Origin of the sequence: Salegentibacter lacus (assembly GCF_020164555.1) — a bacterium.
In the GTDB taxonomy this organism is placed as follows: Bacteria; Bacteroidota; Bacteroidia; order Flavobacteriales; family Flavobacteriaceae; genus Salegentibacter; species Salegentibacter lacus.
In genome coordinates this window covers 36,111-61,485 of record NZ_JAIQZB010000022.1, presented here as the reverse complement: position 1 = coordinate 61,485, position 25,375 = coordinate 36,111, and the positions used below count along the sequence as shown (strand labels likewise).

Genomic DNA, 25,375 nt, shown 5'->3' with positions numbered 1-25,375 from the left:
TTCTGTTTTAGGATCAACCGATCTCAGAGCAAGGCTACAATATTCAATAACCTGATCACAAAAATGGTTCAGGGCAATGTCACCTATCAATCGCAAATTATAAGTAACTAACTACTGACCTCTAAAATCTATAATTACGTGTACTGGATAATACATCTTCTAATTCCTTTTGAAGTCCTTTTCCTTTATCTAAATTATACCAATTTTGTATCTCGGTTTTTATTATCTCAAAAGAAGCTTGCTCTTTTAGTAGTTCAGCATATATTTTTTGACAATTTTCAGGACGTGGTCCCCAGGTTGCTAAATCCTCGCCTTTTTCATCCTTAATAATTAACTTAGGAATTGATTGAGTGCCATTGATAAGATACTGCTCAATCCTGTAGGGTGCTGCATCCCTTAACTCATAAGATACCGTTATCAGGGTATTTTCACTTGCTATCATTTCTATAAAGGGAATATTGTGAGCTGCATCGCCACACCAGGGTTCTGTAATAATGATCCAATGTTGCGGTTGATCTATTTTTTTAACAACTTCCACAATGTCATTTGATAATTTTCCTGTTTTGAACCAACGGTTCATACGTGACCAGTTTAACTTTGTATAATTCAGGTAATCGGGATTATCATAAGGCGGTTGATGTTCTGTCACCGGTTTGAGGAGGATATTTTTAAAGTAAATGCTATATTCTTGAAAATTCATTGAGATTAATTTTATCGCATTTTTATTAATTCAAATCTACAGAATGGGAAATAAAAAAACCGTAAAGACTTATAAATTAAGTTTTACGGTTTTACAAAGTGATCGCGCCAGGATTCGAACCTGGGACCGCCTGCTTAGAAGTCGTTTTTTTAACTAACAATCTGAATCAAATAACATCATAAATAATTGACTATAAGTATTTTAATCAATATTAATGTCAACTTAAATTATTTCGAATCAAAAAAAAGTGTGCGTAAAGTGTGCGTAATTTTCATTAAATTTATGATGAAGATTTCAAAAAAATGGCACGAGCAAGATTAATTTTAGATACAAGAAAAGGTTCAAAAAATGCTATTGACGGTTCATTTCCTGTGGTAATAAAAATATTTCACAAGAAACCAAGAATGATTCGTCTATCCTGCAGCACTTCGATAGCTGGATGGGATGAAAAGAATTTGTTATTAAAAAAATCAGCCCTGGCAAACAAAAACAAAGATTGTGATGCGATCAATAAAGCTAACTATCAAAAATTGCATTCGGCTAAAAGTATGATAGATGAGCTTGGGGATACTTTAAACAAAATAGATGTTGATGTTTTAGTTGAAAATATTAAAAATTCCTGGGATAAGAAGTTAGATTCCAAAATTAAAAAGAATCTTTCGAATGGAATTACATTAAATGAATGTGGTCAAATTTTGATAGACCGCAAATTGAAAATCAGTAAACCGGCAACTGCATCGTGGTATAAAGGTGCAATTTCTTCTTTTACAAAATTCAACAACAATAAAGAGGTCAAACTTTATCAGATCACAGTCACATTTCTTAAAGAGTATGAAATGGATCGCAAGGCAAAAGGTAACTGTGATAATGCAATAAGCGCTTACCTTAGGGCTATAAGAGCCATTTATAATAGTGCAGTTAAAGAAGATAGATTTATTCCCCAAAAAAATCCATTTCATCACTATAAAATTCCAACTTCAAGACGCACCAAAAAAAAGGCGCTTTCAAAGGACAAATTTATCGCAATTCGCAATTTGAGTTATAAAGAAGGTTCTACATTATGGAATACAAAGAATTATTTATTAAGTATGTTTAATTGCAGAGGCATGAACTTAATAGATCTTGCAAAATTGAGAATTAGGGATATTGTTGGTGACCGAATGTTCTATGGTCGTAGTAAAACTGGTGATCCTTTTTCGGTGAAAATAACACAGGAATTTTCTGAAATACTTAGTTTTTATTTGAAAGACAAAGGGGATGATGATTTTATTTTTCCAATAGGTTACGATGGTTCTGTGGAAAATTACACCAAATACAGATCGGATAGTAGATTAATAAATAAATCCTTAAAAATAATAGCAAAAGATGCGGGAATTGAAGAGAGAATAACCACCTATTACATTCGCCATTCCTGGGCAACAATTGCCAAAAATCTCGGAATATCTACTGAAATTATCAGCGAGGGACTTGGGCACCACTCTCTTCGTACTACAGAAATATATTTGAAAGATTTTGATAACCAGGTTCTAGATGATGCCAACGACTTGATAGTTTTTTAATAGAAATCGAAATCTTAGTTTTCCTGAACTTCTTAAAATATGATTAGAGTAACAATGAAATCCAAATCTATTGTAAGTGTAGTTAATTAGAGGTATAGTTGGGGGACATTTCATCAATTTTTTCGGCGGCTAATGAAAAAATATGGAACATCATTGAATGACAATGGAATGATTTTTTTCGCGAAACTGTTTCTAAGCTTTTAAGACATACCAAAATTTCTACAACTCAAATTTATGCCAGGGTTTCGGAAAACAAGATTAGCCAGGATATGAATGCCCTGATTGATTTTAAACAAGAATAAGGAAAAACAGATTTTTCCCAAATCAAATTTGTCTGTTTGATTTCTAAGACAAAGAAATACTTTTTATAGGATTTAAAAGGCGGGTAATAACACTATTGATTTGGCTATTCTAAAATTCCTATTTTTGTAATAAGTTAAAGATAGCGGTTAAGGAGCGGCCAACACCTAGCAGATGATGGGGGCGGCTTTCGGCTGATAAAAACAGCGTTATCTGATATTAGTCTGCAATTAAGTTATGTCCTATTAAGGACTTAATTTTAGAGGGGTTCGAAGGCAAAAGCCATCAAGCCTCTCTTTTTAATTTTGTATTAATTTATTCACAATCTCCATCACAAGGTGTTGCTTCTTCAAAGTTCTCTGGATTAAAGGTATATGTCCTTATATAAAGTTGTCCTTGCCGTTCGCGCTTCCATTGTGTATCTCCGTCATTTGCTATGTTACCTGTTTCGCTGCAACCATTATTTTCAGGCTTTAAAAATTCACATTTGTAAGATTGTATTTTTTGATTATTCCCATAGATGATATTAACGGAATCTCCCTCAAAAAAATCTTGAATTCCATAAACTTGGCCCATGTCCGTAGATTGAAAATTTTTTATAGTATGATCTGAATCCGAAATAATTATCTCTTTTACAAAATTATTAGTTCCACTTTCAAAAATTTCTAATCTTATATCAAAACCTGACTCATTATTAATAATAAAGCGGTAGGTTCTCTCCTCATTATTTCTATCACAACCATTAAAAAGTATGGCACTTAAAAGGAAAGTTAGTTTAACAATAAAAGATATTTTCATATTATTTCTATTATTCAATTAGTAATTCGGTATAAACCAGCAAAGGCAAAATCTATTAAGCTCTTTTCTAACATTAATCAAAATCCACCTATGCTTTGAAAGTGTTAGCTTATTGCTAATCTGCAGTCCTTTCAAATCAATTATTGTCTTTTTTCAAAAAGTTAAAATGTATACCCTAACCTAATGTGCAAGTCTATGCCCACCTCTCCAGGATTTTCAGCGTAGCCATACTGTTTTAGAAAATATTTTCTGTAACCAACACCCGCTCCCAATTCATAAGTGAGATGATTCCAAAAAGTTCTTCTAATTCCCCACTTCGGGATAATAGCAATATTGTCGGCTACCGAAGTGTTTTTAACATTGGAGAGGGTAAACCAGTCCGGCCTGTAGTTTAGTTTAAGAGCAACGAAATTCCCACTGTTCTCGCTAATATTTTTTCCTTTATCCATTCTTTTATGAAGATTATAATATAGACGTGGTTCCAGGGTAATTGAAGGAATAAAAATTACGCCCACTTTAGACCCGCTAAAATCTGCATTTGAGGAAAAGATTCCTGCATCAAAACCTAATTCGGTGCGAATGGATATATTTCTATCCAACCTGGATTCATTATGTGCCCAAAATCCTAATACCCCTGCTTGAAATCCATAAACAGATTTTTCTACAGCGGTATTTTGTTGGGTCCAGGAATGTTGAGTAATAAGTGAAATTGCAATTAAAAGAAGTATTTTTTTTATCATAGGTAAATTATTTAAAATGTGATCCCAACAGAAATTCCATAGCCGTTGGCTCGGTAATTATAATTAACATCCAGGCTTTCGCTGGTGTAATAAGTTTTAGATTTTTTAAAAAATTCAATAGTATACTGGAAAATATAATCGCTTTCAAAATTATAACCGAATCCTAATTTGGCAGTCTGACCCGGTTGGAAACTTCCTATCTTTAAATTTTTCCCGGTGTTCAATAAAACATAAGGACTGTTAATGCCATAGTCACTAAAATGAAACTTCAACTCTACTATAGCTGGTATGGCTCTATAATTCTCATTTATGTTTAAATTTATTCCTAACCCAGCCGATAAAACAAATTTCCTGAGGATATAAAAACCATGCAGAGAATTTAATTCTAAACCCCAACCAGTATTTAGCTGATTTTCATAGTGAATAAGACTCTCCTCTGTATTTTTATAAACTTCTAAAATGTTCGTAGACGTATATATCTTTTCCTGTTTTTGACAATACAGTGAAGAGGCCAATAAGAATACTATTAGCACTAATAATTTTTTTGTATAGTAGTTTAATATCACGTTGGTAAATTAAAAACTGAACTTAAGTATCGGGGAAAGGGAAAGACTCTCTGTTTCTACAAGACTATAAAACTTTTTTCCACGTATCCCAATCTCGAAATAGTATTTTATAGGAGAGAAACAGGTTTAAGCTTTGCTTTTATATAGTTATTTAGCTTTAGTTATTTGATCGATAATATATTTTTAAACCTAAGACAAAATTTCCTCCGAAATTGTTTCCTTCTATCCTTCGATAATCATCAAATCCGAACATATCACCACCTTCAGGTCCCAAATCTACTATCTCTGGGTTTACAGTATTTGTGAATGTGTTTTTTCTTATTCTTATTCCTAATCCTGTGTATAAATTAAACCCAATTCTTTTTTTTGAATTGAATAAGAAACCATATTTAAAGTTTATTCCGTATTTCTGTCTCTTATAATCTGCTTTATCATAACTGAGTGATTCTCCGTTTTCCGGAAAGTAGGTTCCATCAAAAAATAAATCTTTGTGGTGAATGTAAAATGGTTCTACAGATAAATATTTCTTTGTTCTTCGTTTAGTTTTTAAAAAATAATAAAACTCTGGTCTAACCTCCCATAACTCATAGTTGTCTCCTAAATCATAAAAGGTTAAACTATGATTTCCATAACCAACATCTAATCCAATTTTCCATCTGTCATTAATATTTTTGATATAACCAAATCGCCATCTCGGACTTTTAGTGTTTAATGGAGATAGTACATTCATTGTCAGATATGAACTATTATTATATTTTTCTGTTGTTTTATTAATTTCATCATTTTGAGCATTTAGAATATTTATACTTAAAAAATAAACTATAATAAATGAAGATAAAATTTTTGCGTTTTGAAGTTGTGTCATAAATAATAATTAAAGCTATTGTCTAGTATAAAAATCAAGCACAACAAGCAAGCACAGAGTTTCGAATTGATTCAGGATTGATCATTGTTTTTGTATTTTGTGCCACACGTTTTTTACTTCTTTTTTGCAATAAACTCGTCAGCAATTATATATGGCTGTCCTAAACTATAACTATTAGGGCAGACCTCATCATTTCCAAATATCAAAAGTTTAGCATTTGGTCGATTTGCATAACCTTTGTTATATCCGTTAATTTCTTTTTTCACTCTAAATTCAATTCCGTGTTTTTCACATACTTTTTCAATCGATCCTCTTAAAGGGCTTGGGATAGATAAATATCTATTTTTAGTTTCTTTGTAAAATTTATTTAAAGCCCAAAAATTCTTGTGAAGTGGAATCCAATTACCTCCGACACTTTCATATTCAAAGAACAAATCCCCTATAAATTCACTCGGATTTTCTGGATATTTATTTAATTCACATTCTAACTCCGGATGGTTAAAAACCCAAAGTAAGGGATGGTCGGTTAAAATATTCAATTTAATATAGGGAAGGTAAGAGTCCGCAAAAATTCCCTTAAAATCTATGGCTTCTTTAGCAATTATAGTCCAATGCTCAATGTTTTGTATTTCTCCAAAATCATCCTGTCCCTCAATAATAAAATTTAACTCTAGAGTTCGACTATTCCCAGTTCGACCTTTTAAATCCACCAGACGTAAATAGCCATTTTGATAAAACTCGTTTGTATTAGTTCGATTAATTAAATTTTCAATCATCAGGTTCTTATAATGTGTGGCAGCGTCCCGTATAAAAATAGTGCGAGCTGGCGAGCTGGATTGTCCGCAGGACAATGCGCTAAGCAAGCGAGCACGATGTTGCGATTTGAGACTGATTTAAGCATTGTTTTTATACATTGTTGCCATTTCGTTGTTTTTGAGGGTTAGATTAAAAATCCGTAGAGGCTTTACTTGAAAACAGTCATCAGAAACTTGTCAATAAATTTATTCCCTTGGCACATATTTTCTCAACTGCTTCAAAGTCCGCTAGATTTTATCTGTGTTTTTTCGATTTACTTAAGGGGTAACTTAACCCTTTTTTTCAACAACAAACCAGCTGATGAAAGGATTATCAAACCAGTATAAAGAAATTTATTATTTAAATCACTGGCTGTAATAAATCCTGCTGTAAAAACTGTAAATAATAAAAATATCATCTCCAGCCAATCTAATCTGAAACCAATTTTATATTTCATAATTTGTTCTTTTGATTTTTTACAATGAATGGCAACGGTTTTAATAAACGTAGGGCGGCTTCGTCAACGGTAGATAAAAGATACGAGATGTTTCTCTGTCCACCGAAAGCGCCTATCCTGAAAAGGATTAAAGCCGACTTGCGTTTATTTTGTGTTGTGCGATCGTGCTTTTTTTAGTTCATGTAGATATTCTGTGGTTTCATCTGTACCTTTTCACCGTTCTCATAGAATTGCGCTGGTTTTCGGGATTTGTGAGTTTGGACAATTACGTATGGCTGAGAAGGTTTATCGGTTGGATTGTCGGGCTCAGTCACTGAGTAGTAAATTTTAACTAAATCTTTGTTCTCTTCAATCTTGTCAACTATGATTTCATAGCCAGTCTGGGATTTCTCTCCCAGAAAAATTTCAACAAGCATATTCTTTCTGAAATTTATGGTATCGAGTTTATGCTTGTCGATAAATTCAGGTCCGAAGTTGTCTTTGTTGAAGTATTTGTTGTATGTGACTAACAGAAGTTTTTGGTTTGCTTTGGAGGAATTACCTTCAGCAACAATCTTGTGGTCGATCCTCTGAAATTCTACAGTTGTGATTTTACTGCTGCTACAAGAAGTCAATAAAGTAATTGTTAGCAATGTGAATAAAATAGAGATTCTTTTCATTGTGATTCTTGGTTATTTGGTTTTTGTTTTTCGGTTTTTAATTTTCCGCATGCCGCACAACGTCCCATATAAAAACTGTGCTGCTTACAGGCAATGATTTTTCTGTAGGAAAAACCAGGTGTAGCAAAAACGCACATAGTTTGGATTTGAGACTAAATTAAAGCATTGTTTTTATATTTTGTTAGCCACCGTTTTTTATTCTCGACTGAGAATCCAGGTTGAAATAGTTTCTAATACTTTGGGAGAAATGGTTTGTTCTATCTCGGCATATTCATTTGGAAAACCAGTGGAACTCTCTTGAAACAGGTGGTTTAATTGCTCAAAAACAATAACCTTAACTTGGTTATTTCCAGCTTTTTCTAATGACTCCGTAATAATCCCCGAATTTTCCTTAGGCGGTACCTGAAAATCATTTTCTCCAAATAAGGCTAACACAGGAATGGTGGTTTTTTCCAAAACAAGTGCAGGATCATAACTTAAATAAAATCGCATCCAAGGTGATGTCAGTTGTTGAATCAGTGCTTGCATTTGATTTTCATTTAAACCACCTGAAAACTGTTGCTGAAAATATTCTTTCAATTTTGATTGTAATTCTTCACTTTCTAATTCATTAATGATATTATATGCCCCGCTGAAGATCTTCTGACCTTGATTAACTGTTAGTTCATCTATTCCACTTCTTTGTTCCATCAGTTTCTTTTGCAGTAACAAGTTTTGATCTCCTCGCAGTCCTTGACCGGCAAGTAAAACAATAAAGTCTACTTCTTTAGAATTCTCTGCGACCATTGGAGCAATTATTCCTCCTTCACTATGGCCTATCAATCCGATTTTATCTTGATCTATTTCTTCCATAGATTGTAAAAAATGCAGAGCAGCTTGAACATCCGTTGCAAGATTTTTGGATGTGGCTTTCGAAAAATCCCCCTGCGACTCTTTTACACCTCTTTCATCAAAACGTAGAACAGCGATCCCATTTTGAGTAAGGTAATCTGCTATTACTAAAAAAGGCTTGTGCCCTAAAATTTCAGAATTTCGGTCTTGAGGTCCGCTACCGCTAATCAGCACTACAGCAGGGTATTTTCCCAAACTTTTAGGAAGAGTCAAGGTGCCTGATAGTGTAATATTATCTTTTGGATTTGTAAAAGTTATATTTTCTGAACGGTAAGAAAATGGCGCTTTGGGTTCTTGGGGTCGTAAAGGTTTTTCTGAACCATTTCCCTCTATCTCTTTATTTTTGGTTAAAACTAAGGGCAGCTCTAAACCACCTTGTTTAAAGGTTCCTTTGAACATGTCGTTCTCGAAATCGTAAATTCCATCGTAAGTTATTCCCCTACCTGGTAGGGTAATTTTCAAAACGGCATCTTCAAAAAAGGTTTCTTCAGCGTTAAGACCGAATGCTCCTTGTTTAGGACTATCCAATGTGGAAGAAAAACCAGCGTCACTTCTGTCAATGTGAAAAATTAGTGGAATTTCAGTTCCAGAAACTTTTAAATTGCCATACCAGTCGCCTTTAATTTCTTGGGATTGGACAAGATTGAAAAATAGAATTAATACAGTAAATAGTTGGATTTTTTTCATTTTAGTTTATTTGGCTTTAATGGTGGCTAACGTCCCGTATAAAAACTGTGCGAGCTGGCGAGCGTGATTGTCCGCAGGACAATCAGCGTAGCAAGCGAACAGTGAGTTTCGATTTGAGACAGGTTTAAGCATTGTTTTTATATACTGTTGCCCACAGTATTATAGTATTATTCAATATTTGTTTGTATTTCAAAATCATTATTTGAGCTATCTAAATCCCCGATGAATAATTTCAACTCATCTGTTAACTGGAGGTAATTCTGATGATTCCAAAAATGTTCGTCATATGGTATATCCAATTTGAATATATCCTTTGAAAGTGAAGCTTTTTTATTGATTTTTTTATTTGTTCTATGTGAAGCTATCCATACATATTCGGTTTCATATTGGATAGTTTTTTCATCCTTACCTATCACCTCAACTTTAGCTATTAGTTTAGCCTTGTCCAGGTAATATTTATTTCCTGGATTATTTTTGCTAAAGGACACAAAAAGTTCATAGTAAACTGTGCGATATTTTAGGTCCCGTCTTTTTTGAAAATCTTTTTCATTATCGAAATCCAATAAATAAAATTCGTTGAAGCTATTATCATTAGTATCAACCAAATAATAACCTGTAGTTGTAAATTCCGTTTCTTTTTTCGGTGAAAATTTATATTTTAATAAATTATCATCTGATTCAATCGCAGTAAAATCAAATACACTTGGACTAATTGCGATTGAGGTAATTGCCGTTAAAAATTGGTCAAAGCTGAACATTTCAAAGTATACCTCATTATCCTTTATTTCTGCTTTACGCATATTCTGCACTTCCACCGTATAATTATTTCTTGGCATAGGATTTTTAGATGTTGCTAAAAGAGTTTTTCTACTAAGAAGACCATTTAAGTCCTGTAATTTTACAATATGGCCATCTTTTTTTAAAACAGATCTTAAAAAGAAGGATTCTGTATATGGCTCAAAAGGATAGTTCTGATGAATATTTTTAAATACTGTTTTAATTGAATTTGGTTGGGATAAAATAACTTCATCCAGTAGCTCAAATTTGCTTTGTAAATAAATTGTGTCGGCAGAAAATTGCTCGAATGTCGAATGAATTGGCTCATATCCTAAAAGTTGAATATTTATTGAGTCCTCCATTGATTTAAATAGGAATTTACCTTCCGCATTTGTAGAAGTAAAGTCCATATTATTAAAAATATCGACATATTCAATCGGTTTTCCAGTGCTCTCATCAAGGATTACTCCCTCTAATTTATTTTGCGAGTAAGCTTTTCCAAAAACCAGAATTATTAATGTAAGTATAATTTTTTTCATATTCTGACTAACGTCAAATTTAGTTATTATTTGTTCTAATCCTTTTATTGGTAGGCTCTTACCAATTTTTAAGATCTATTTTTTGTAAAAAAAATCCAAAAATCTGACGTTAGCCGAAGAAATTAATGGAGTTTCTTCATGTGGGGAATTGTGGGCAAAACGTCTCGTATAAAAACTGTGCGAGCTGGCACGCGTGATTTGTCCGCAGGACAATCCCCTAAGCAAGCGAGCAAAGACTTTCGATTCCAGACTGATTTAAGCATTGTTTTTATTGTTGGCAAATGGCGTTTTATCGGATCGTAAATTCAATGATTCCAGAACATTTTTTAATTCAGTAAGGGAATTACCCTCTATTAAATCTGTCTTAATTTTCATTTTTTGAGATTCGGTTTGTAGTGTATAACCTCCAGCAGTCTTTTTAATCAAATTTACTTCGTCTAAATTTATTCTCCTTGGATATCCGTAAAGTATATTCTTTCGAATAGTACCAGTTTCAATTGTCAGATATTGATCAATTAAATCGTAAAAAAAGTAACTGATAAACAGAATGCCAGCAATCAGATATAAATAATCCGGCCACCTTAAATCATTATCTTCTATTAATTTATAAATGCCAAGAACCATCCAGAATAGTCCGAGTATTAAATTTGGATAAATTCTTTTTTTCTTAAATCTGATTTTCATATTTGTTATTTTGTTCGCTTTTTGCCAACTTAGTAATAAATGCACCAGTCCTTCTATTTTCCAATAAACTTTTAAACTAATCACTTAAAGTAAAGTCTGAATAGTTTTTTAGAGCTGTGTTAAATTTTTAACGAAATTAATTTTAAAAATCTATTAGCAATAAAATTTTCCCACATTATTTACGTGGTAAAACCACAATTTAATTTCAATAGGAAAATAATTGGGTTATTGATTTTAGGTAGGGGACTGGTTAATGCTTTAGCAGTTGACGGGTTTTAAATGGTTACAACAGATATTAATTAGATGGTAAGGAAACAGCTGATGATTAAATATGTACTTTTTTTATTCAATAAAGAATCTAACTTTGCAACCCATATCCTTGAATTTTTGAAACTCAAATTTTATTTTCTTCTAGTAATATTGCTGTCCTTTTTATCTTGTAAAAAAGATACAGGAGATGCTGAAATGTTAACCAAGGCAACCGATTCTATAACCGCTCATATAGACAGTTCTAAAAACAAGAAAATAGATTTTTTAGAAAGAAAGGAAAATTTACAAGAGGCTTATAACTTAATTAATAAAATAAAAAAGGACTCCCTAAAAAAACCTCATTATTTAGATCTTGTTTATGCATATTATCAATTACCTGATACCTCTCGGTTTTTAGAGTTAAATAATCAGGTTTTGGAATTAGCTAAAACGACAAATGATTCTGTTGTTATAGCAAAATGCTATTGGAGATTGGGAAATTTTTATAGTGACATTCAAAACAAGAATGATAGCGCATTTTATTATTATAATAAAGGTCAGGAAATATACTGGTTAATTGGAAACAAATTCGATGCAGCGAGGTTATTGATCAATATGGCAATAATCCAGAAGAATATTAAGGATTATACTGGAAGTGAAATAACTACAACAAAGGCTATAGCTATGTTAAAACCTTTAAAAGGGTATGGGGAGTTATATAGTAGCTATAATAATTTGGGAATAGTTTTTAACGAACTGGGGGAGTATGATAGGGCAATCTACTACCACCGAAAAGCTTTAGAATATATTGAAAAATCAGGATTGACAAATCGAGTTCCTGGTTCACTAAACAATATAGGCGTTGTATATGTTAATCAAAAAAAATATAGCAATGCTATTCAAAATTTTGAACAGGGTTTAGAGCAAGACAGCCTATTCGTTAGTGATACAGAACTTTATGCTATGCTCCTGGATAATCTTGCTTATGCAAGATTTAAATCTAAAGATACAACCGCAGAATTACCATCAATATTTTATAAGGCTCTTAGCATAAGAGATAGTTTACAAAATCATTATGGCGTAACAACAAGTAAACTTCACTTGGCTGAGTATTTTCTGAATAAGAATGATACTATCAAGGGAATAGAATATGCACGCGAAGTTCAAGAATTGTCGAGGCAATCCAACAATTTTAAGGATTTGCTATCCTCCCTGCTTATATTGTCAACTGCAGATAAGGATAATGCTTTAACCTATACAAATGAATATATAAAAATCAATGATAGCCTACAAAAAGAAGAAAGAGCAATTAGAAATAAATTCGCCCGAATCCAGTTTGAAACAGACGAATATATTTCTAAAGCAAATAGGCTAAATCAACAAATTTCACAAACTAGCTTCATTTCTGCAGGAATAATCCTTGTAATAATTCTATTATACATTATTAGCAATCAAAGAGCAAAAAATAAGCTTATCAAACAAAAACAAACGGCAAACCAGGAGATTTATAATTTAGTAATAGACCAACAGAAAAAATTTGAAGAAGGACGTGATATAGAGAAGCAATACATTTCCAGGGAATTACACGATGGGATTTTAGGGAAACTCTTTGGGATAAGGCTGAATCTGGACTCTCTGAACGAAGAAGATGATAGCCAAAGCAAAAAAGAAAGATTTAAATATATTAGAGAAATTCAAAAAATATCAGATCAAATTCGCCTGCTTTCCCATAGATTAAATAAAACTTCTTTAAGCAATGTAAATTTTGAAACGGTACTTGAAGAACTTATAAAAAGTCAAAATGCCGGAACGATAAAATTTCATATCGAATTTAAGGAGTCAATTAATTGGGATACAATAGATAATAATATTAAAATTAATATATATCGCGTACTTCAGGAGGCTATTAGCAATATCCATAAACACTCTAAAGCTACTGAAGCCAGGATTGAATTTGAAAATCTAAATGATCAATTGATTATAGGGATAACAGATAATGGTATCGGGTTTTCTCCAGAAAAGACAAAAAATGGTATAGGGCTTGGTAATATGTTTGCCCGGGTGAAAAAAATAAAGGGAAAAATTACTATAAGTTCATTAGGTGAAAATAGGAAAGGAACCACAATAAAATTGACGGTTCCATTTAATTAATCGTTGAAAAGGAAAATATAAATGCAAGAGTCAAAAGAAGATTTAGATATTCTATTAATAGATGACCACCATATGATTATGGAAGGTTATAAAAACGTAATATCTAAAGCTAAAATTTTCAGTGCTCTCAATTTTAATATTGAAATGGCAGATAACTGCGAATATGCCTGGGAAAAAATTAAAACAGGCAATTATTCCGTGGTTTTTTTGGACATTAATTTTCCTGTTTTAGAAGATAGTAAAATCCATTCGGGGGAAGACCTGGGGGTTAGAATAAAAACTGAGTTTCCCGAAATTAAAATTATAATTCTTACTGTTTTAGAAGATCATTTCAGAATTTTCAACATTCTTTCAAATATTCAACCAGATGGTTTTTTAATAAAGGGCGAAACGACTTCCAAGGAATTAATTCATTGTTTAGAGAAAGTCTTATACTCACCTCCTTATTATGGTTCTAAAATTTCAAATCTTCTTCGTTCGGGAGTAGCCCAGAAATCCTCAATCGATGAAATAGATAGAGTGATGCTTTACCAGCTTTCTTTAGGTACCAAGACTAAGGATATTCCTAAATATGTGAACCTCTCTTTAAGAGCGGTGGAGGACAGAAAGAAAAAACTTAAAGATGTCTTTGGAGTTAGGGGAGAAGGTAATAAGGCATTATTGGAAAAAGCCAGGGAGAGTGGATATATTTGAAATAAACTAAAAACTAAACTTCAGACTCACCAAAACCTGTGAAGGTCTCAGCTTGTAAGTACTTTGCACATAGGCGAAATCGGTGTTGGAAACCCGAACAAACTCATCGGTATTCAAAACATTGTTCCAAATAGCTTACAAATCAATTTAAACTTTTCACACTTTAAAATTTCTCTTTTTGATAATAAAATTTATTCAAAACATATTATTTTATTTCTTAATTTTCTGCTGCCCAATCGATTGGAAGGCTTAAACATACCCTCGATTAAACAAATCTTATAATAAGCGACATTATAGGAAAAGATATTCCCCTATTTCTATTCCAAAAGAACGTGATTTATAAATCAGCGATTATTTGAGATGGAACCTAATCAATTCCAAATTAAATTTAACTGTAATTAGTTTCATTTGTTATGTTTAGGACTATCGATTTTCCCTTGTATCGTCAACTGGATCAGATGGATTGCGGGCCGTCTTGTTTAAAGATGCTCACTGAATTCTTCGGAAAAAAATATGATCTGGAATATTTAAGACAAATCTCTTTTCTGCAAAGAGATGGCGCTTCTTTGGGAGGACTTTCCGAAGCATTAAGCAAACTGGGGATAGAATCTGTCGGGATCAAAGTGAATTTTCAGGAATTAATTTCAGAAATACCCCTTCCCGCTATTGCACATTGGGAGGGGAATCATTTTATAATTATATATAAGGTTAATCACAAGTTCATTTATGTATCAGACCCGGCCTATGGCAAGTTGAAATACCTCCATAGTGAATTCATCAGTAAATGGGCTGAGACAGAGAAAGAACAGGGTGTTCTTCTTCTTGTAGAACCCACTGATCATTTCCTGGGCGAGGAACCTCCGGAAGTGGAAAATAAAAATGGTTTGAGATTTCTAATTGATTATCTCAAACCATATAAGAAATATATAAACCAGTTATTTCTGGGTTTAATAATTGCCGCTACCATTCAGTTAATGCTTCCTTTCCTTACACAAAGCCTGGTTGACTATGGAATAAATTATGAAGATTTTGGTTTTATCAACCTTATATTATTAGCACAGTTCTTTTTGTTTCTTACGCGTTCTGCATCAGAAGTGATCAGAGACTGGATTCTCTTGTATATAAGTACCCGAGTAAATATTCAAATGCTATCAGATTTTTTAGGGAAACTATTGAGCCTTCCTTTAGAATATTTTGAATCAAAAAACACCGGCGATTTTATGCAAAGAATCTATGATCATCAAAGGATAGACGAGTTTCTAACCGGCCGTGGTTTAAATATCCCTTTTGATATCTTTTCTATAGTAGTATTCGGATTAGTGCTGTTTTACTTCCATCCCCATATTGCACTTATCTTCTTTACCGGCACTTCTTTGTTTTTCGGTTGGTCATTATTATTTATGAAAAGAAAGGAACTTTTGGATAACCAGCTTTTCGACCTTAACAGGAAAGACCAATCCCTATTTCTGCAGATCATTCTTGCTGTTTCCGAAATTAAATTAAACAATTCTGAGAACAGGAGGAAAGGGGAGTGGGAACTTAACCAAAATGGTCTTTTCAGGATAAAGTCAAAGATTTTAAGCTTAGGGCAAGCTCAGATTAAAGGCGGTTTATTCTTAAATGAATTAACCAATATTTTGATAATTTTCGGGTCTGCAAAAGCCGTGATCACCGGGCAAATTACTTTAGGGGCTATGCTGGCTATCCAATTTATTATTGGCTCTCTGTCCTTACCTATATCGAATATCATCAATTTTCTTACCGATTATCAGAGCGCCAGACTCTCTTTTAACAGGTTGTCTGAAGTCCATAATCAAACACCTGAAGATAACAGAAGAGGCTATGACAATACCATACCCGAAGGAGATCTTCAGCTAAGGAATCTAAGTTTTGGATATGGAAACCCTTCCTTACCTCCCTTGCTAAATGATCTGAATATTACTATTCCCAAAGGAAAGATCACTGCAATTGTTGGGTCAAGCGGTTCTGGAAAGACAACTTTATTAAAAATGCTTCTGAAATTTTATAAACCCTGGAAAGGTACTTTGAAAGTTGGGGATGAAGATCTTCGTGATATTAATACATCTTTTTGGAGAAGTAGATGTGGAGTGGTAATGCAGGATGGTTGTCTTTTTAACGATACCATTGAAAGGAATATTACAGAATCACAACCAGATATTCCGGTGGATCGAATCTCATTGCGAAAAGCTGTGGAAATGGTTAATCTAAATGATTTTATTGAGAAACTACCTCTGGGGTACCAGACAAAGATTGGTGAAAACGGACAGCTCCTTAGTGGCGGAGAGAGACAAAGAATTTTACTGGCAAGGGCAATTTATAAAAATCCAGATTATTTATTTCTTGATGAGGCCACCAGCTCCCTGGATTCAGAAAACGAAAAATTTATTACTGATAAATTGAATCCTTTTTATAAAAACAGAACGGTATTAATAATTGCCCATAGGCTATCCACAGTAATGACTGCTGATCAGATTCTGGTTATGAACAAGGGTGAGATTGTTGAAAGGGGGAGTCACCAGTATTTAATTCAAAATAAAGGAGTTTACCATAACCTGATCAAAAACCAATTAAAGATTTGAGATTGTGGAAAATAGAAAATTTAATAGGAACGGAAGCAATTCCCTGAATATTGAGCCTGGTTATATACTGCGCCGCGGTACAGCCTATATGTTTGTATTCTTCTTTCTAGTGTTAATTCTGGCCGGTATTATTTCTTTTAATCAGGTGGTAAAAGGATCGGTAACTCTTACTTCAAAGAATCCTCCTGTTGAAATTAAAGTGAAAAGAGATGGAAAGCTTTCTGCTATTTATTATAAACCCGGAGACTCCATAGTAGCAGGAGATATTGTTGCAGTACTTGATAATCCTGCAAAACAAAAAGATATAACTTTCCTAAAAGAAAGATTAGGGAAAGATTTTCTAAAAGTATTATCACTGGAAGCATTACTAACCGAATTTCCGGTAAACTTAAGTCTGGGAACTTCCTTACAGGCAGCATACAATAGGTTTTTAGAAGAATATCACAAGCTTATCTTAGAAAATACACTTGGCCAGAACCAAATAATGGAGCAAGGCTTGCTCCAAAATATTGATAACCAGGGCTCAATATTAAATTCTAAAGAGGAGGAGTTTCAATTGATGGAAAACAGTCTTTCTATTTCAACTGAAAATATAAATCGCCATCGGCAATTATTTGAAAAAGGAGTGATCTCAAAATTTGATTTGGAAAAGGTTGAGTTGGAATTTACCGAGAAGAATCGACAATACTCTTTACTGAAACAACAGATGATCCAACTCCAGGCTGATAAGAGCAGGGCGAAAAACGATCTTGAAATTTTAAGGACTTCTGAAGAACGAAAATTAAGTCTTCAGGAGGCGGAATTGGTTTTTGCACAGCAAAATCTTCTTAATGAGATTTCAGAGTGGGAGGATAAAAATATTATAAAAAGTCCCGTTGCAGGTAGGCTTTCTTATAATCAGGTTTGGGGAGAACATCAGAATGTTGAAGAAGGCGAAATAGTGTTTACCATTGTTCCTTATATGAGAAAGGATTTGTTGGGTAAATGTATTGTTCCTGTTCAAAATTCAGGTCAGATTAATAGGGGGCAAAAGGTTTATTTAAAGCTAGACAATTATCCATACCGGGAATGGGGAATGATTAAAGCCAGTGTTAATTCGATCTCAGAGGTTCCTAGCAGGGATGCAGTGCCAGCATATATTGTTTATTTAGATGTAGATAGTTTAGTGACTTCCTATGGAAAGGAGCTAATTCTCCATCAAGAATTAATAGGAACCGCAGAAATAGTGCTTGAAGAAGTCACCTTGCTTGAGCGTGTTTTTTATCAGTTTCGACAGCTTTGGACAACCTAATATGATTTAAGTATGGCAACAATCCCGACAACATATAAATCAATCTTTCTCTATTTAATGTTTGTATTAAGTGGTATGATATCTTTTAATGGGTATTCCCAGAATAGTCATAATAGGAGTAATGAAGAAGTATGGACAAAATTATCCTATGAAGAAATTCAAGAACTGGAATACGAAGCATTTCAAAGTGAAGATAGCGAGGCTTTAGAGTTGCTTATCAAAATACACCTGAGAAAAGCTACTGCAGAGAAGAATAATATTGAAAAAGCCAGAGCTTTTTATTATTATACAAATTTAGAGAACACTCTTTCTGCATTGGCATATGCAGATTCTATAATTGTGATTACTAAAGAGAGTATTCATCCAAATTATCCTGCGATGGGTTATGCTCTTAAGGGGCATCTCCATTATGAGTCGGGAAATTTCCAGGAAGCACTTTCCAATTACCTAGAGGCCTATAATCTTGCTTTGAATAAAAATAATGTTGAACAGCAAAAAGAATTTTCGTTAGCCATTGCCGCCATTAGAAATCTTTACGGACAGCATTATGCCGCGGTTGAACTTTACAATAAATATTTAAAATTACTGAAAAACGAGAAAAATCTTGGGACACGATATTATGAAGATTATACCCTTTTGCTTTTTAATCTATCTCTTACACATTTAAGATTACAATCTTTAGACTCGGCGAGGTACTATGCTAATCAGGGCATTGATTTAACCTTAGAATTGAAGGACAATGTCAATTTTCAGGATTTCATTCTACTAGACGCACAAATCAATTTTTATGAGGGAGCTTATGATAAGGCCAGGGATACACTCCTCAAATACAGCGGTTCTTTAGGTGGTACCGGTAAAGCCATTAAATTATATTATCTGGGTAAAATAGAGGAGAGATTAAATAATAAAGATCTTTCAATTAAATATTTCAAAGAAATTGATTCTATAGTTACTGCAACTGAAGATCCATTTTTGGAGGTTAAAGAAGTTTATCATCAGCTAATTCTCCATTCTATGAGCCAGAATGACAAGGAGAGTCAGATAGAATACATCGGGAAGCTAATTACCTACGATAGTTTACATTCAATAAAGCAGGAAAATGTGACAAATGCAGCTATGGCCTCCTATGATATTCCTTATTTAAAGCATCAAAAAAGGGAGGCCGAAGCGCAGCTGGAAAATAAAAAAACAATCATAACCGGAGTTGGATTACTGGCAGGTTTAGGAAGCTTTACGGGAATTTTTTTCTTTATGAGATCGGTCCGTATGCAAAGAAAATTGAAAGTTTTAATGGAAGAAGGTATAGTAAAAGAAAAAATAGTAAATGAGAAGCCAGTTACTAATCACCCTACTTCTGTGCCGGAAGATATAAGAAATGATATTTTAAATAAGCTGGAAAAGTTCGAAAACTCGGAAAGATTTTTAGATAAAGAATTAGATATGTCTTCCCTGGCGCAAGAGCTGGAAACTAACACCTCATACCTTTCTGTAATTATTAATACATATAAAGGGAAAACATTTCCTAATTATCTTAAAGATCTCCGGGTAGCTAAAGCCATCAGGATGTTAAATAATGATCCTGGACTTTTAAAATTTAGTAACCAGGGATTAGCTGAAGTGTTTGGATTTAAAACAAGTGAATCTTTTTCTAAAGCCTTCTATAAAATCACAGGTGTGTACCCTTCAAAATTTATAAAGGAGCTGAACTCAAGAAAAGTGGACGGTCATTTATAAATGGCAGGTATGTAAATATTGCTATTTGATGTCCGATGTAGTTATTTAGTAGCAAACAAATATTTATTAACAATTAAATTTTTTAATCATGAAAAAATCATTGAAAGATTACCAGGGAAGAGCTTTAAAAAACTTGGAAAAGATTAAGGGAGGGGGAAACCCTGTAATTGATCGTGACAAGGTGAGACGACCTAGACCTGGTAAGTAGGGATTAACGGTTGTAACTAAAAAAAAGCCCGGAATGTTCTGGGCTTTTCAAAATTTAGGGTAATGAAAAACAAAGATCACCTCCTAATACTATGCTTGAGCTTAGTATCAATAACCATTTCTTTTGGTCAACAAAAACTTACACAATATCCTTCTCTTTCCAAGCAAGTGGCGACCATTAATGAATTTGGTGTCACACTTCAGGATGATTATGACAACTTGAATAATCTTGAAGACCCAATAATAGACCAATGGTTAAAAACCCAGGACTCTTTATCGGAAGATTATTTTTCTAAAAATGATCTTTTGCAAGATTATCTGGAAAAATTTGAAGAATACCAAAATCGTGAGAACGGAACAACCAGTATGATTAAAGTGAATGAAGAAGGAAACTATTTTTACTTAAAATATGATGATACATCAGGTACGAATAAACTATATTTTAGAAAAGATCTATCATCAGAGGAGGAGGAACTATTTGATCCTGGAAATAATGATGAGATAACAGAGATCACCTATCTAAAACCCTCATTCGATGGAGAGAAAATTGCCATTGGATATCAACCCGATAAAAATTTTTCATCTAGGGTTAGAATATTTGATGTGAAAAATAAGAAATTTTATAAAGAAGAGATCATCAATATAAATCCTTCATTTGGGGGGATTGAATGGTTGCCTGATAGCTCGGGTTTTATCTATCTCTATTTTCCAGTAGTAGATCAAAATAAACCGGACTACAAAAAGAATTCTTATTCCGTTCTTCACAAATTAGGGAATAGTCCGGCTGAAAAGAAGAAAGTTTTTGGCAATAGTAACACAGTTAATATTTCTGCAGATTTTTATCCGAAAGTAAAAATTGGTTCCAGTCAGGATAAATATATCATTGGATATTCTGCTACTTCCAATGATTACTATGACGCATACATTGCTAGAGTTTCAGATATAGTATCAGGAAATGAAAATTGGATTCCTTTTTTTAATGTAGAGCAGAAAGTTTATACAACTGAGGGAGATATAAGGGGTGATGAATTTATTTTCCGGCAGGGTAATAACACCGGAAATCAAGTAAGCCGTGTCAAGTTCCATTCCCCTAATTTTAATAATCCAGAGGTACTTGCAGAAGGAACTAAAGAAAATCCAATCACCCAATTTGATATCACTAAGGATAAAATATATTACTCAAAATCTAAGTTAGGTGTTGAAGTTAGTCTCTGGGAAATTGATAAGGAAAAGAATATAGCCAAATTGAAAACACCATTTGTACCGGGGTACGCCACATTTTTTGGGGGTTCAGTAAAAACTAATCTTATTGGAGTAGAATTAGATGGGTGGATCTCGAACTATACCAGGTTCATTATTACAGAAAATAAAGATTTACAGAAGGAGGGATTGAAAACAGAAACTTTATATCCTGAATTTGAAAATCTTATTACAGAGCAGATTATGGTTGAAAGTCACGATGGGGTAGAGGTGCCATTATCTCTAATTTACGATCCCAACTTGCTAAATTCAGAGAATGAGGTATTTATTTATGTGTATGGCGCATACGGTGAAAGCCTAAGTCCCTTTTTCTATCCTATTATTTTAGACTGGGCAGCCCAGGGAGGTATTCTCGCTTTTCCTCACGTAAGAGGAGGTGGAGAAAAGGGCAAAGAATGGCATTTACAGGGTCAGAAAACACTTAAGCATAATTCCTGGAGAGACCTTATTTCTTGTACAGAAGCCTTAATCACAAAAGGTTTTACCAAAAAAGGATTAATTTCTTTATATACATATAGTGCAGGTGGAATTACTGCAGGTATGGCCGTAAATGAACGTCCGGATCTTTTTTCTTCATACATAGCAGAAGTACCCAGATTAAATCCTTTAGGTCTGGAATCCTCTGCTACGGCTAGTAGTACAAGTTATCTGGAGTATGGAACAGTAAAAGATAGCCTGGAATTTGAAGGTTTGGTAAAAATGGATCCCTACTTTAACTTGAATTCAGAGAATAAATATCCGCCGACTTTAATACTGCCAGCATCTCAAGATGACCGTATTCCTTTGTGGGATAGTGGTAAGTATATAGCTAAGTTACAGAGTATATCACAAGGAGAAACTCCCATTTTAATGGATATTGATTTTCACTACGGTCACGAAGGCCAGGGTAGCGATGAGACTGTGAAGCTTTATAGCAAAATTTTTAGTTTTGCCAGGAGTAACATGAGACAGGATCACTAAGTAACTCCCCAATCTTATTAATAGCCATCTTCAAATCTGGCTTCACACTTTCCCATCTTCCAAATATTTTTGTTCTGTATGTTCGATAGCCTAATAATTTCTACTCATTTATAAATGAACTTATTTATTAATGAAAGGAATAATTCAGCAAGCACTTCTTAACAATATTTGTTTATAAATGTAGCATTTTGATTTATAAACCGAAATCCTTCCAATTTTTATTCTAACCTCTTTTACCTGAAATTTAATGAATGGTTTATAATTCAAGAGGTGAATTTTCTAATAACATCGGAACAACTTTTGAAAGAAATTTCAAAAATAGAGGAATCTTCCCCCTCTAGGCTCATTGCATTTAATAGGATTATCAAATACAGCCGCGAAGTTCTTGAAACCTACCGAAACAATATAAGGGTTCTCAAATTTAAATCTATTTCCGAAGAGGTTCAGTTTTTTAAAGAGGAAAAGCAAATTCCTCTTAGTCAGCTTATTTACTATACAAACCTTCGTGCTCTTGAACTTGAATCAACTTCATCGATTAAATTCAGAATGAAATATTTATCCAGGAAGATTAAAAAGATTAATAAGTTTTTTCAGCGTAACAGGGAATTTCAGCTATATATAGATCTGGAACAAACCAATATGGATAAATTTTATTTTACCCGGAAATTTCAAAATGAAGTGGCACACTATGATACTTCGCTATATTGGGATCCTGAATTCAATACTTCTCACGATATTCTTTTAGCTTATTTAAGAGCCTACAAAAGGCTGCTTCCGCTTCTACAGAGACAAATGGAATTATTAGATCAGCCACAAAGTGAATTTATCAGTAAACACGATCTACACTGGACGGCTTCTAAAGTAGACCTAATTGAACTTATTTACGCCTTACATTTTTCCGGAGCAATTAATAACGGGGCTGGTAATATTATTGATATCGTTTCATTATTTGAAGAGATTTTTAGTCAGAAGTTTGATAATTCCTATAAAAAGTTTTCTGAGATCAAGGGAAGAAAGGGGAGGAGAACAAAATTTCTGGACCTAATCACCTGGCATTTGGAGCAGAAATTAAATCAGGGTGACGCCCTTTAATTTTCGGTAGCTCAGCGTAACTCCGAAATGGCATTTTTCAACCTTTCCCTGCCTTTACAAACGGAAAATATCTCCAGTTTTTGTGGTTTTTAAATCTATTTACCTGTAAATCCTAGTACTGTTAAATTTTATCGGAGTTACGTCAACATAGTGAATTTTATTTCCGTAGGCTCCTCAATTTTGCTTTAAATCAAACTAACAAGATCCCATCGTGTAAAAGCTATAACCATCGGTGGGATCTTTATTAAAACATTTTAATATGCCAGTTACAGTACTCACCACCGAAGACCTTATGGAGTTTAAATTAGAACTGTTTGAAGAACTGAAGCAACTCCTTTCAGATCACTTAAAAGGAAATCTCAGGAGGTATATGAGATCTACAGAAGTGATGAAATTTTTGCATATAAGTGCTGGCACCTTACAGAATATGAGAATAAATGGTACACTTCCCTACACCAAAATAGGCGGTACTATTTATTATGACACCGAAGATTTACAACGAGTAATGCAGAAATACAGGGTAGATAATAATTATTAGCTATGAATTACATAAGACACCTTACGGGGGTTTTTGAGAAGTTTAATAATGACCACCGGCTTAATCCCTCTCATGTAAGTATATATTATGCCTTATTTCAGTACTGGAATGTATTTAGGTTCTGTAAACAGTTTTATGTTCAAAGAGAAGAGATTATGCAGGCTTCCAAGGTAGGTTCGCTTACTACTTATCATAAATGTATCAGGGAGCTTAGTAATTGGAATTACATTCTTTATATGCCATCTAAAAACCCTTTAAAAGGAAGTCAGGTAAAGATGTCCATTTTTTGGACATGTGATGAACAAGTAATGGACAAGCAGGCGACAAGCAGTGAACAGGAACTAGACAAGTTCGAAACTTCTCCTGGTCAAGTAGTGGAAGAGTTCGATAAGAGTGATGTAAGAGCTCTGGTATATGAAACAAACAATATTAAACATGATAAACATGATAAAACTTATTGGCCAAAAAGTGAATTTGAAGTTTTAAATTTTTTTAAAAAGAAAAATTGGCCAGATACAGAAGCTTCAAAATTTTATCATCATTACGAAGCTGTAGGCTGGAAAATTAACCGGGATACTAAAGTGGTAAACTGGCAGGCTTTGGCTCATCGATGGATGAAAAAAGCCGAAGAAATTCAACAAGGTTTAAAATTAAAAAACCAGGACTATTTAAAAATTGAAAAAAATAAAAACTATGGAGAACCCCTGTGAAATAATTGAAGGCGGAGTTGTGTACAAGATTGGGAGATTTAAGGGAAAAGAAGTGTTGTATGATTTCCCCCTAATGCTCGAATACCTGCAAATTAAAGGGAAACTGCTTTTTGGTAAGGAGTTCCGCTTATTCAAAAAAGATGAACCGCTTCTTTTCAAGCTCTGTAATTATATAATTGCGGATAAAGAAAAATGCAAAAAATTTGATATTGATCCCGCTAAAGGAATTTTATTAACCGGGCCGGTAGGTTGTGGAAAAACGAGTTTTTTAAAATTATTACGCTACCTGGTGCCGCACCAAAAAGAATATCAGGTAATTCCCTGCCGAAATATCGCTTTTGCTTTTCATCATCTTGGCTATAAAACCATTGAGGATTATGGAAACAGCAGCTATCTGTGTTTTGATGATCTTGGTGTGGAGCCGGTTGGAAGATTTTACGGAAAAGATTGTAATGTGATGGGGGAAATTCTCCTTTCCCGTTATGAATTATTTTTGAATCATAAAGTAAGAACCCACGCTACAACAAATTTAAATGCCGGTGAACTTGAAGAGCGCTATGGCTCCAGGGTTAGGAGTAGAATGCGCGAACTTTTTAACCTGATCTCTTTTGATGAAAAAACTACTGATAAGAGGAAATAGAAGAAATCTTAAAATTAATTTTGCCCAAGTATTCAAACACTCATTTTTGCATCTTCAAAATCACAAAACTGACGTTTTTACCTCCAACTTTTCACCTGCCTTTATAGTTATTAACAAGCTGTTTCTTAAATCTCCTGAATTCTGATCTCATTTGAGATCAAATTAAATCAAAGTAGATCAAATTTTATTTTACTAACAAATTGCTTTCCTTTTGTAAAATGCAAATGATTTTG

At 33.5% G+C, this 25,375-nt stretch carries 22 protein-coding genes and 1 pseudogene; 12 read left to right on the top strand and 11 right to left on the bottom strand.

The annotated features are described in order from the left end of the window. Positions 1–111 (top strand): annotated as a pseudogene (locus LB465_RS15745) (IS1595 family transposase); the annotation flags it as partial. A gap of 10 nt (positions 112–121) precedes the next feature. On the opposite strand, the gene LB465_RS15740 reads toward LB465_RS15745, so the two are convergent. Next, a complete protein-coding gene (locus tag LB465_RS15740; protein WP_224470881.1) occupies positions 122–700 on the bottom strand; it encodes a thioredoxin family protein in 579 nt (192 codons plus the stop codon). 302 nt (positions 701–1,002) lie between these two features. On the opposite strand from LB465_RS15740, the gene LB465_RS15735 reads away from it, so the two are divergent. Continuing rightward, the gene (locus LB465_RS15735) at positions 1,003–2,259 is read left to right on the top strand and encodes a tyrosine-type recombinase/integrase (protein WP_224470880.1); all 1,257 of its coding nucleotides are present in this window, start codon (positions 1,003–1,005) and stop codon (positions 2,257–2,259) included. Positions 2,260–2,874: 615 nt separating this feature from the next. Here the strand turns inward: LB465_RS15735 and LB465_RS15730 are convergent. From LB465_RS15730 to LB465_RS15685, 10 genes are all read right to left on the bottom strand, one after another. After that, positions 2,875–3,357, bottom strand: coding sequence for a hypothetical protein (locus tag LB465_RS15730; RefSeq protein WP_224470879.1), 483 nt, complete (start codon positions 3,355–3,357; stop codon positions 2,875–2,877). Positions 3,358–3,518: 161 nt separating this feature from the next. After that, the gene (locus LB465_RS15725; RefSeq protein WP_224470878.1) at positions 3,519–4,097 is read right to left on the bottom strand and encodes a hypothetical protein; all 579 of its coding nucleotides are present in this window, start codon (positions 4,095–4,097) and stop codon (positions 3,519–3,521) included. A gap of 11 nt (positions 4,098–4,108) precedes the next feature. Then, positions 4,109–4,663 (bottom strand): hypothetical protein, encoded by a 555-nt coding sequence (locus LB465_RS15720; protein ID WP_224470877.1) that lies wholly within the window; start codon positions 4,661–4,663, stop codon positions 4,109–4,111. 157 nt (positions 4,664–4,820) lie between these two features. Continuing rightward, positions 4,821–5,528 (bottom strand): hypothetical protein, encoded by a 708-nt coding sequence (locus tag LB465_RS15715; protein WP_224470876.1) that lies wholly within the window; start codon positions 5,526–5,528, stop codon positions 4,821–4,823. 113 nt (positions 5,529–5,641) lie between these two features. Beyond that, entirely contained in the window at positions 5,642–6,304 is a 663-nt protein-coding gene (locus LB465_RS15710; protein ID WP_224470875.1) for a hypothetical protein, read from the bottom strand. A 293-nt stretch (positions 6,305–6,597) separates the two neighbouring features. Further along, a complete protein-coding gene (locus LB465_RS15705) occupies positions 6,598–6,780 on the bottom strand; it encodes a hypothetical protein (RefSeq protein WP_224470874.1) in 183 nt (60 codons plus the stop codon). A 173-nt stretch (positions 6,781–6,953) separates the two neighbouring features. Beyond that, entirely contained in the window at positions 6,954–7,439 is a 486-nt protein-coding gene (locus LB465_RS15700; protein WP_224470873.1) for a protease complex subunit PrcB family protein, read from the bottom strand. 195 nt (positions 7,440–7,634) lie between these two features. Beyond that, positions 7,635–9,017 carry an alpha/beta hydrolase family protein gene (locus LB465_RS15695; protein WP_224470872.1) on the bottom strand — a complete coding sequence of 461 codons (1,383 nt, stop codon included), beginning with the start codon at positions 9,015–9,017 and terminating at the stop codon, positions 7,635–7,637. Between the two features lie 167 nt (positions 9,018–9,184). Continuing rightward, a complete protein-coding gene (locus LB465_RS15690; protein ID WP_224470871.1) occupies positions 9,185–10,333 on the bottom strand; it encodes a carboxypeptidase-like regulatory domain-containing protein in 1,149 nt (382 codons plus the stop codon). Positions 10,334–10,588: 255 nt separating this feature from the next. Further along, on the bottom strand, positions 10,589–11,017 hold the full coding sequence (locus LB465_RS15685; RefSeq protein ID WP_224470870.1) for a hypothetical protein: 429 nt from the start codon (positions 11,015–11,017) through the stop codon (positions 10,589–10,591). 303 nt (positions 11,018–11,320) lie between these two features. Here LB465_RS15685 and LB465_RS15680 point away from each other — a divergent pair, with 303 nt between their 5' ends. From LB465_RS15680 to LB465_RS15635, 10 genes are all read left to right on the top strand, one after another. Next, positions 11,321–13,417, top strand: a complete 2,097-nt coding sequence (locus LB465_RS15680; RefSeq protein ID WP_224470869.1) for a tetratricopeptide repeat-containing sensor histidine kinase — start codon at positions 11,321–11,323, stop codon at positions 13,415–13,417. Between the two features lie 21 nt (positions 13,418–13,438). Beyond that, on the top strand, positions 13,439–14,110 hold the full coding sequence (locus LB465_RS15675; protein WP_224470868.1) for a response regulator: 672 nt from the start codon (positions 13,439–13,441) through the stop codon (positions 14,108–14,110). A gap of 413 nt (positions 14,111–14,523) precedes the next feature. Then, positions 14,524–16,710 carry a peptidase domain-containing ABC transporter gene (locus LB465_RS15670; protein WP_224470867.1) on the top strand — a complete coding sequence of 729 codons (2,187 nt, stop codon included), beginning with the start codon at positions 14,524–14,526 and terminating at the stop codon, positions 16,708–16,710. Between the two features lie 4 nt (positions 16,711–16,714). After that, positions 16,715–18,001, top strand: coding sequence for an HlyD family efflux transporter periplasmic adaptor subunit (locus LB465_RS18430; RefSeq protein ID WP_224470866.1), 1,287 nt, complete (start codon positions 16,715–16,717; stop codon positions 17,999–18,001). Between the two features lie 12 nt (positions 18,002–18,013). Continuing rightward, entirely contained in the window at positions 18,014–19,735 is a 1,722-nt protein-coding gene (locus tag LB465_RS15660; RefSeq protein WP_224470865.1) for a helix-turn-helix domain-containing protein, read from the top strand. Between the two features lie 270 nt (positions 19,736–20,005). Further along, positions 20,006–22,162 carry a prolyl oligopeptidase family serine peptidase gene (locus LB465_RS15655; RefSeq protein WP_224470864.1) on the top strand — a complete coding sequence of 719 codons (2,157 nt, stop codon included), beginning with the start codon at positions 20,006–20,008 and terminating at the stop codon, positions 22,160–22,162. A 300-nt stretch (positions 22,163–22,462) separates the two neighbouring features. Then, positions 22,463–23,254 carry an RteC domain-containing protein gene (locus LB465_RS15650; RefSeq protein WP_224470863.1) on the top strand — a complete coding sequence of 264 codons (792 nt, stop codon included), beginning with the start codon at positions 22,463–22,465 and terminating at the stop codon, positions 23,252–23,254. Positions 23,255–23,513: 259 nt separating this feature from the next. Beyond that, positions 23,514–23,792: a helix-turn-helix domain-containing protein gene (locus tag LB465_RS15645; RefSeq protein ID WP_224470862.1), complete on the top strand. Its 279-nt coding sequence runs from the start codon at positions 23,514–23,516 to the stop codon at positions 23,790–23,792. A 2-nt stretch (positions 23,793–23,794) separates the two neighbouring features. Then, on the top strand, positions 23,795–24,502 hold the full coding sequence (locus LB465_RS15640) for a hypothetical protein (RefSeq protein WP_224470861.1): 708 nt from the start codon (positions 23,795–23,797) through the stop codon (positions 24,500–24,502). Beyond that, positions 24,486–25,142, top strand: a complete 657-nt coding sequence (locus LB465_RS15635; protein WP_224470860.1) for a P-loop NTPase family protein — start codon at positions 24,486–24,488, stop codon at positions 25,140–25,142. The genes LB465_RS15640 and LB465_RS15635 overlap by 17 nt, the downstream gene beginning before the upstream one ends. The last annotated feature ends 233 nt before the right edge of the window (positions 25,143–25,375 follow it).

Coding starts and splice junctions, on each gene's coding strand:
- LB465_RS15730 (WP_224470879.1), bottom strand. CDS start 3,357: ATGAAAATATCTTTTATTGTTAAACTAACTTTCCTTTTAAGTGCCATA.
- LB465_RS15740 (WP_224470881.1), bottom strand. CDS start 700: ATGAATTTTCAAGAATATAGCATTTACTTTAAAAATATCCTCCTCAAA.
- LB465_RS15700 (WP_224470873.1), bottom strand. CDS start 7,439: ATGAAAAGAATCTCTATTTTATTCACATTGCTAACAATTACTTTATTG.
- LB465_RS15710 (WP_224470875.1), bottom strand. CDS start 6,304: ATGATTGAAAATTTAATTAATCGAACTAATACAAACGAGTTTTATCAA.
- LB465_RS15715 (WP_224470876.1), bottom strand. CDS start 5,528: ATGACACAACTTCAAAACGCAAAAATTTTATCTTCATTTATTATAGTT.
- LB465_RS15640 (WP_224470861.1), top strand. CDS start 23,795: ATGAATTACATAAGACACCTTACGGGGGTTTTTGAGAAGTTTAATAAT.
- LB465_RS15685 (WP_224470870.1), bottom strand. CDS start 11,017: ATGAAAATCAGATTTAAGAAAAAAAGAATTTATCCAAATTTAATACTC.
- LB465_RS15660 (WP_224470865.1), top strand. CDS start 18,014: ATGGCAACAATCCCGACAACATATAAATCAATCTTTCTCTATTTAATG.
- LB465_RS15675 (WP_224470868.1), top strand. CDS start 13,439: ATGCAAGAGTCAAAAGAAGATTTAGATATTCTATTAATAGATGACCAC.
- LB465_RS15645 (WP_224470862.1), top strand. CDS start 23,514: ATGCCAGTTACAGTACTCACCACCGAAGACCTTATGGAGTTTAAATTA.
- LB465_RS15690 (WP_224470871.1), bottom strand. CDS start 10,333: ATGAAAAAAATTATACTTACATTAATAATTCTGGTTTTTGGAAAAGCT.
- LB465_RS15725 (WP_224470878.1), bottom strand. CDS start 4,097: ATGATAAAAAAAATACTTCTTTTAATTGCAATTTCACTTATTACTCAA.
- LB465_RS15705 (WP_224470874.1), bottom strand. CDS start 6,780: ATGAAATATAAAATTGGTTTCAGATTAGATTGGCTGGAGATGATATTT.
- LB465_RS15635 (WP_224470860.1), top strand. CDS start 24,486: ATGGAGAACCCCTGTGAAATAATTGAAGGCGGAGTTGTGTACAAGATT.
- LB465_RS15680 (WP_224470869.1), top strand. CDS start 11,321: ATGGTAAGGAAACAGCTGATGATTAAATATGTACTTTTTTTATTCAAT.
- LB465_RS15695 (WP_224470872.1), bottom strand. CDS start 9,017: ATGAAAAAAATCCAACTATTTACTGTATTAATTCTATTTTTCAATCTT.
- LB465_RS15655 (WP_224470864.1), top strand. CDS start 20,006: ATGAAAAACAAAGATCACCTCCTAATACTATGCTTGAGCTTAGTATCA.
- LB465_RS15735 (WP_224470880.1), top strand. CDS start 1,003: ATGGCACGAGCAAGATTAATTTTAGATACAAGAAAAGGTTCAAAAAAT.
- LB465_RS15670 (WP_224470867.1), top strand. CDS start 14,524: ATGTTTAGGACTATCGATTTTCCCTTGTATCGTCAACTGGATCAGATG.